Origin of the sequence: Paenibacillus sp. Dod16, assembly GCF_049893405.1 — a bacterium.
Taxonomy (GTDB): domain Bacteria; phylum Bacillota; class Bacilli; order Paenibacillales; family Paenibacillaceae; genus Paenibacillus_AQ.
Map to the genome: position 1 here is coordinate 66,643 of NZ_JBNDYG010000031.1, position 7,217 is coordinate 73,859.

The following is a 7,217-nucleotide window of genomic DNA, read 5'->3' on the forward strand; positions in this document are numbered from 1 at the left end:
ATCATGATGTACTTAGGATCGTACAGTTACAGCATAAGAAGGAGGAATTATTCATGACAGCCATACTCCCTCATGGCGGTACGCTGGTACAGCGGGTAGCCCAAGGAGCAGAGCGTGAAGATTTATTGAAACAGGTCGACACTCTTCATAAGATCCCCGTAAACGCTTGGAGCATCTCGGATCTGGATTTGATCGGGGTCGGGGCATTTTCGCCACTGCAAGGATTTTTGAACGAGCAGGATTACAAGTCTGTGGTTTCCTCTATGCGTTTAGCGGACGGTACGGTCTGGAGCATACCGGTTACCCTGGCTGTTGATGAGCATACAGCGGCTAAACTTGCCGTCGGCGAGAAGGCTGCCCTTGTAGGCGAAGAAGATGGGGTCGTCTACGGCGTTATCGATGTAGAGAGCGTCTATCAGGTGGATCAGCAAGCTGAGGCTGTTCAAGTATTTAAGACGGATGATCCGGAGCATCCCGGCGTGAAGAAACTTTTCGAACGTCCTTCAATCTATGTAGGCGGGCCGATCCAAGTGCTGAATCGTCCGCAGCCGGAACGGTTTGGCGAGTTTTATTTTGATCCGGCAGAGACCCGGGAACAGTTCAAAGCGAAGGGCTGGAATACAGTTGTAGGCTTTCAGACACGTAATCCGGTTCACCGTGCACATGAATACATTCAGAAGAGTGCCATGGAAATCGTAGACGCACTATTCCTCAATCCGCTTGTAGGAGAGACCAAATCGGATGACGTTCCTGCCAATGTGCGAATGAAGAGCTATCTGACCTTGCTGGAGAACTACTATCCAGCGGATCGCACCTTCCTGGGCGTATTTCCGGCTGCCATGCGTTATGCGGGGCCTAGAGAAGCTATATTCCATGCAATGGTCCGTAAAAACTATGGCTGTACCCATTTTATCGTTGGCCGGGATCACGCAGGAGTCGGTGACTATTACGGCACGTATGAGGCTCAGGAAATTTTCAAGAATTTCACTGCAGAAGAGTTGGGTATTACCCCGCTGTTCTTTGAGCACAGCTTCTTCTGCACCACTTGCGGAAACATGGCTTCAAGCAAAACATGCCCTCATCCTAAGGAGGCTCATCTGACCTTGTCGGGAACGAAGGTTCGTGGCTTGCTTCGCGAAGGACAGTGCCCGCCACCGGAATTTACGCGCCCTGAAGTCGCGCAAGTGTTAATCGAAGGCATGAAAGAGCAGATTACGGTCTAACCAAGGCATAAATAGCCACCTTGTCCCATATGATGGAGTAGAACAACTCATGGGACGAGGTGGTTTTGTTATGTCCAGGCGGAGATCGGACAAGGTTACGGTATGGATATCGCTAAAGAGAGTCAAGCAAACCCTGATTGGAGCTGCGCTGCTGGCACTGCTCATTGTCGTTGTAACATACGAAATCCCCTCTGCCAAAACGTCGAATACCTGGAGTTTGCCGCTTGCCGGCAAAGTCATTGCCCTTGATGCAGGACATGGCGGGCCAGATGGGGGGGCGGTAAGCCGACAAGGCGTCATCGAGAAGGATGTAAACCTGGCCATCACCTTGTATTTGCGTGATTATTTACAGCAGGCAGGCGCACTCGTCATTATGACAAGAGAAGGAGACTATGACCTGGCTGCAGAAAGCACAAAGGGGTATTCCAAGCGTAAAACGGAAGACCTCAAGCAACGCGTTCGGATGATCGAGGAGAGTAAGGCGGATCTGTTTATCAGCATGCATCTGAACAGCATTCCGTCCAATCGGTGGAGAGGGGCGCAGACCTTTTTCCCTCCAAATAACGGGGAAAGTCAAAAACTCGCTGAATTGATTCAGGCAGAAATACGGCATAACCTGGAGAATACGCAGCGTTTGGCCAAAACGGATGATAAGATATTTTTGCTTCAAGCCCTGCGCATGCCTTCTGCCTTGGTAGAGGTCGGTTTCTTGTCCCATCCGGAGGAATCCGAATTGCTGCGGGATGAGAAATACCAGAGAAAGGTCGCAGCTTCTGTGTATAATGGCATTTTGCGATATACGTCCGGAGAGTCCGCCAGCGAGTCGTCACAAGCTGCAGAGTAATGGTATAATGGACAGGAATATCGAAACATTGTCTATTCCATTACATAGAGCAGAGGTGCTTATATGCTGACTAGAGAAACGGTACAGGAGATACTCCAGCCTTTACGCGATCCCGAAACCGGGAAGAGCCTAATGGAGCTCCAGCGTATTCGAGATATTGTTGTGAAGGAACGCACGGTCCGATTATCCGTGACTTACAGCAGTGAAGATGTACGCGCTTCCTTGGAGGCGCAGATCAGAGAAATTCTTGAAGCTATGGGGGCAGAGGATATACATATCCGCATGCGCCCTCTGGACAATGCCGTTAGCGGAGCAGCCCGGGAGGAAGATAACGATCGCGAGAAGCTGACAAAAGGACATGCCGCCGGCATGGAGCAGAATATGCTTCTTAGCGAGCAATCCGGCGTTCATTTCATTGCGATTGCAAGCGGCAAAGGCGGCGTGGGTAAATCCACCGTTACGGTGAATTTAGCTGCAGCTTTGGCTCGGCAAGGCAAGAAGGTAGGCTTGATTGATGCGGATATTTATGGCTTCAGCGTACCGGATATGATGGGCATTGAAGAGGGGCCGTCCGTAACTGAGGAGGGTGTCATCCATCCGGTTGAGCGTTTTGGTGTCAAGGTGATGTCCATGGGCTTCTTCATCCGCGAGAATAGTCCGGTGATTTGGCGCGGACCGATGCTTGGCAAAATGCTGCGTCAATTTTTCACGGATGTCGCTTGGGGGGATTTGGACTACATGCTGCTGGACCTGCCGCCAGGGACAGGGGACGTGGCGCTGGACGTGCATCAGATGATTCCGCAGAGCAAAGAGATCATCGTAACCACCCCGCATGCTACGGCGGCGTTTGTAGCTGCCAGAGCGGGTGCCATGGCCCTGCAGACCGATCATGAAATCTTAGGCGTCGTCGAGAACATGTCTTATTATGTCTGCTCCCATGGCGGGGAGAAGGATTATGTATTTGGTCGTGGAGGCGGAGGGAAGCTTGCCGAAACGCTTCATACCGAGCTGCTCGCGCAGCTTCCGTTGGGAGCGCCGGATAACCACCCTTCAGAGCCGGACTTCTCCCCGTCGGTGTATAAGGCAGGTACCGAGAGCGCAGGGATCTACGATGAAATCGCCGCAAGGATTGCAGGCAAGCTTGAGGAATCCATCTAGATGGTCAATAAGCATATAATGAAACAGGCTCCCTAGTTAGGGAGCCTGTTAATGTTTATGGGAGAGATGGGGAAGTGCTGCTTAACTGCCGCCGCCTTCACCGCCGCCTTCTTCTCCTTCGCCGCCGCCTTCACCGCCACCTTCACCACCGCCGCCGCCTTGCTCTTCTTGTCCTTGTCCTTCTTTTTTCTTCTCCACTTTAGGCTGAAGTTCGTCTTTTACAACCGTTTTAAGCAGTTCCAGCACCTCCATGCGGAACAGCGGGTTCTGCATAGCTTCCTGCATCACGGTCATGGACTGTTTGCGATAATCCGGGGTATTGGTCAGTTCAAGAAACGATTTCATCACGTCCGGAGATTTTAACATATCTTGAATCGCTTTTTGATAGGTTGGGTCTTTGATGAGCTGCATATGCAGCTGCTTGCTCTCGGAATTGATGGCTTTGGCAAAATCACCCGCGAATTGCGGATCGGTCATAATCTTCTCAATTTCCTTCTTATATTCCTCCGATACCAGTGTATCCTTAACGGCCATGCGAATTTGATCCCCCGACTGGGCGGACATCATCCGCATCCCCATGGATCCGCCGCTTCCGGAGGAACCGCCAGATCCACCGCCCAGCGCTTCCTCTACCGCTTTTTTACCTTCGTCGGTTTTCAGAATGTCGACGACCATGGACTTGATTTCTTTATATCCGAGCTGCGGGGACGAGCTTTGTTCTGCACCACAAGCGGTAAGCACCACGGCAGCAACGAAGACGATAATACATAAACGAAATAACGGCCACTTCATTACCGTTGTCCTCCTTTTTAAGATCATTGAATTTATAAGCGAAGCCGAACAAATTCGATAATCGCAAGAAAAACATCCGCAGCATTATAGGTAGGTCCTCTGGTGAAGTACGCTCGATCGATGTTTTTCTTACGGTTCTTCGCATAGTATGTGATGGATTTGCAGAAATATGTCGGATTCAGAATGGTTTTTTATTGTGAACGTTGGTAAAATAATGATCTGTGGGGGTGGAAGTAGTTGAGCTTACGAAAGTGGTCTAAATTGTTTTTGAAAACGCTGCTCGTCGGGGCAGTGGCGGCATTAATTGTAGGTTTGATCCTGCAGTTGTTTAATGGCGCGATCGAATTTACGGGAATGGCCGATTTATTGATATACCCGCTGATTTTGTTGGGCTCCGGGGCACTGGTGAGCGTATACTCCCAGATGGGCTTTTTTGCGTACCTGACTTTAAATTATATGGGGATAGGCATATTCCGCCGAAAGACTTGGCAGTACATTCAGATTGTGTTGGCTGTTCTAGCATTGCTGGAGCTAATGTTCTTCCGTACCTTTGTCGGCGGATCCACTAGCCTGCAGCAGGATTTGATTTTAGGTATTTCCATTTTGGTTATTGCCGTTGTTGTTGCTTATCTCAAAGTGAAGAGCACGAATGCTAATGCATGGATTCCGACCCTCTTCTTCATGATGGCGATTTCCATTGTGGAGATTATCGGTGTACTGCAAATTGGAGTCAGCAACGCCACGATCTTTATGGTGGTACCATTGCTAATCTGTAATGCATACCAAATTCTGACGCTTCATAAAGTTACACAAGACGAAAAAAAGAGCTAACACCTTAGCTCTTTTTTTGTTAAACATTATTCAATTACAGGATTCAATTACAGGGTTCCTCTCGAGCGTTTAAAGTCCGCCTGCATCCTCGATGCTCTTCTGCAATGAAGCGTGATCACGAACCTCGGTGCCTTGGGCGCTGCCCTGTTGAAGCAGATCGGTTACCGTAACGAACTCGTAGCCTTTATTACGCAGTTCCTTGATGATGAGAGGGAGAGCTTCATGTGTTTGCTTCACGGAGTCGCTGGCATGCATCAGCACGATGTCTCCCGGATGTGCTTTGGAGACGACGCGGTCCACAATTTTGTCGACGCCGATATTCTTCCAGTCCCTGGAGTCGGTATCCCACTGGATCACCGTGTAGTTAAGGCTCTGGGCTATGCCGAGCACTCTTTTGTCAAAATCCCCGTTAGGCATTCGTATTAATTTGGGTTCTTGTCCGGTCATTGCGGTTAAAATAGTATGTGCCGAAGAAATCTGCTTGCGTATTTCCTCATCGGTGAGCGTGCTGTAATTATCGTGCTTGAAGCCGTGGCTCCCGATTTCATATCCGCTTTCCTTAATGGCATTCACGATATCGGGATGTGTTTTGCTCCATGGCGCAGACAGGAAGAAGGTTGCTTTTTGAACTCCATTGTCTTTTAAGGCCTGTAAAATAGGCTCTGCGCGTTTTTCGCCCCAGCTGATGTCAAACGTTAAAGCGATCTGTTTCTTATCCGTAGACACGCTGTAAATCGCTGACGGGTTGTTCTCGGAGAAGACCGAGATGTTGTCACTCTCCACATAAATAACGCCGATTGCAAAGATCGCCGCGGCAAGGACGAAGAAAAACCGCTTAATCTTTCTGCCGTTGAATACATAAAAAGAATTCATAATACGTGCGCCCCTCTCCCTTCAGTGTGCAATAGCTTGTTTACTTTCAACATATGCTCGTACTTGCGAGTTATACCAATTTAGGAGGTAGCGAATGTTACGTTTTAGCATTTTTCTCAGAGATTTAAGATCGATCCGGAAGGCATTGCTCTTGGCAGCGGTCTTATTTATCGCCGGAATCGTGGCGGGAGCAAGTTCAGAGGGGTTCGAGCAATTCCTTCTAGGTCAGCTTCAAGGATTAGGGGAGATTAGCCAGCAGCTCGGTTCCTCCGATCATCCCGAATGGAATTTCTTTGTCTTTATCTTTCTTAACAACAGCATTAAGAGCGTGCTGGTCATGTTCTCAGGCTTGCTGCTCGGCGTAATACCGTTCTTCTTCCTGGTCATTAATGGCATGGTGATAGGTTTCTTGCTGAAGGTTGTGGGGGAGAGCGGAGAGAGTCTGTTTGATCTGATTGTGAAAGGGCTGCTGCCACATGGGATCATTGAGATACCGGTCATTGTGATTGCCTGCGGGTATGGCCTGGCTTTTGGCGGGCTGGTATTGAGAAGTATTGTGGCAACAGGGGAGCGCAGAAGCGGGATAGGCGCGGAGTGGCGCGGGTTTTGGCGCAAGCTGGGTACTGCATCCTTATGGGTTGTCGTGCTGCTGCTCATTGCGGCAGTGATCGAAAGTACAATTACATTGTGGCTGATGTCATAATTTTCCCTGAAATTGTGCATACCTAATAAAGCAGCTTAGCAGAGTAAAGAGAGAGCTGCGTGGACAGGACGTTCATCATAATGTGCAGACAGCATTCATTCGGTTTAGAGATCCCGCCAATACGGTTAATCACCAATACATAGGCAAGAGCAGCTTTAATCCGATTGAAGTGACGTTACATGTTCACTTAACTATACAAGGAGGTCCTATCATGCTGGGAATGCTATTCAATGAAAAAGAGTGCAAAGAGCTTGATTATGTACTGCGAAAAGAACTGGATGAGATGCTGCTGGATTTGAGCGACCAACGATTGGACCAAAACATCAGGCAGGCTATTGCTAACCGATATAAAACGGTGTTCCGCATGTATGCCCGGTTTGCACCGCAGAAGGAACTCTCCAAATATGCACGTAACGGGAAGTTTCCGCAAATCAAACATTAATTTTACGAAAAAGTGTTGACTAACCGGCTAAGTATATGGTAAATTAATTTTCGCTTCCTTTTCGAAGGTGATGCCGCCAACCGGCGGCCATCAAACTTCAAAACCAACTTCAAAAAACTTTTTAAAAAAAGTACTTGCAAAGTTGATAGGAAGTATGATATATTATAAAAGTCGCCGCTGAGATGCGGATGACAAACAAGAAACACAGATTGATCTTTGAAAACTGAACAACGAGTGAGTAAAACGAACCACTTTGGTGGGACGTTGAAATAGAGAATTGAACAAATTCTCGTCAGTTAAGAAATGAGCAAGTCAAACATAGGATGGAACACCTCATCACCTTCGGGTATG

The 7,217-nt window shown here is 48.6% G+C and carries 8 protein-coding genes; 6 read left to right on the forward strand and 2 right to left on the reverse strand.

Going from position 1 to position 7,217, the window contains the following annotated elements:
* Positions 1–53 precede the first annotated feature (53 nt).
* From sat to ACPV3A_RS21990, 3 genes are all read left to right on the forward strand, one after another.
* Entirely contained in the window at positions 54–1,223 is a 1,170-nt protein-coding gene (gene sat, locus ACPV3A_RS21980; protein ID WP_220683769.1) for a sulfate adenylyltransferase, read from the forward strand.
* 70 nt (positions 1,224–1,293) lie between these two features.
* Positions 1,294–2,067, forward strand: a complete 774-nt coding sequence (gene cwlD / locus ACPV3A_RS21985; protein WP_194544695.1) for an N-acetylmuramoyl-L-alanine amidase CwlD — start codon at positions 1,294–1,296, stop codon at positions 2,065–2,067.
* 63 nt (positions 2,068–2,130) lie between these two features.
* Positions 2,131–3,225 (forward strand): Mrp/NBP35 family ATP-binding protein, encoded by a 1,095-nt coding sequence (locus tag ACPV3A_RS21990; protein ID WP_194544694.1) that lies wholly within the window; start codon positions 2,131–2,133, stop codon positions 3,223–3,225.
* 81 nt (positions 3,226–3,306) lie between these two features.
* On the opposite strand, the gene gerD is transcribed toward ACPV3A_RS21990, so the two are convergent.
* A complete protein-coding gene (gerD, locus tag ACPV3A_RS21995) occupies positions 3,307–4,017 on the reverse strand; it encodes a spore germination lipoprotein GerD (RefSeq protein ID WP_194544693.1) in 711 nt (236 codons plus the stop codon).
* 237 nt (positions 4,018–4,254) lie between these two features.
* Between gerD and ACPV3A_RS22000 the strand changes: the two genes are divergently transcribed.
* Entirely contained in the window at positions 4,255–4,848 is a 594-nt protein-coding gene (locus ACPV3A_RS22000) for a KinB-signaling pathway activation protein (RefSeq protein ID WP_076326206.1), read from the forward strand.
* A 69-nt stretch (positions 4,849–4,917) separates the two neighbouring features.
* Here ACPV3A_RS22000 and pdaB read toward each other — a convergent pair whose 3' ends face one another.
* Positions 4,918–5,721 (reverse strand): polysaccharide deacetylase family sporulation protein PdaB, encoded by an 804-nt coding sequence (gene pdaB / locus ACPV3A_RS22005; protein WP_071221000.1) that lies wholly within the window; start codon positions 5,719–5,721, stop codon positions 4,918–4,920.
* A gap of 94 nt (positions 5,722–5,815) precedes the next feature.
* On the opposite strand from pdaB, the gene ACPV3A_RS22010 reads away from it, so the two are divergent.
* Positions 5,816–6,424, forward strand: a complete 609-nt coding sequence (locus ACPV3A_RS22010; RefSeq protein ID WP_194544692.1) for a stage II sporulation protein M — start codon at positions 5,816–5,818, stop codon at positions 6,422–6,424.
* A gap of 211 nt (positions 6,425–6,635) precedes the next feature.
* Positions 6,636–6,866, forward strand: a complete 231-nt coding sequence (locus ACPV3A_RS22015; protein ID WP_009592811.1) for a hypothetical protein — start codon at positions 6,636–6,638, stop codon at positions 6,864–6,866.
* Positions 6,867–7,217: the final 351 nt, after the last annotated feature.

Bases quoted from the DNA above. Each gene is read 5' to 3' on its own strand.
- sat (WP_220683769.1), top strand. From the start codon at position 54: ATGACAGCCATACTCCCTCATGGCGGTACGCTGGTACAGCGGGTAGCC.
- cwlD (WP_194544695.1), top strand. From the start codon at position 1,294: ATGTCCAGGCGGAGATCGGACAAGGTTACGGTATGGATATCGCTAAAG.
- ACPV3A_RS21990 (WP_194544694.1), top strand. From the start codon at position 2,131: ATGCTGACTAGAGAAACGGTACAGGAGATACTCCAGCCTTTACGCGAT.
- gerD (WP_194544693.1), bottom strand. From the start codon at position 4,017: ATGAAGTGGCCGTTATTTCGTTTATGTATTATCGTCTTCGTTGCTGCC.
- pdaB (WP_071221000.1), bottom strand. From the start codon at position 5,721: ATGAATTCTTTTTATGTATTCAACGGCAGAAAGATTAAGCGGTTTTTC.
- ACPV3A_RS22010 (WP_194544692.1), top strand. From the start codon at position 5,816: ATGTTACGTTTTAGCATTTTTCTCAGAGATTTAAGATCGATCCGGAAG.
- ACPV3A_RS22015 (WP_009592811.1), top strand. From the start codon at position 6,636: ATGCTGGGAATGCTATTCAATGAAAAAGAGTGCAAAGAGCTTGATTAT.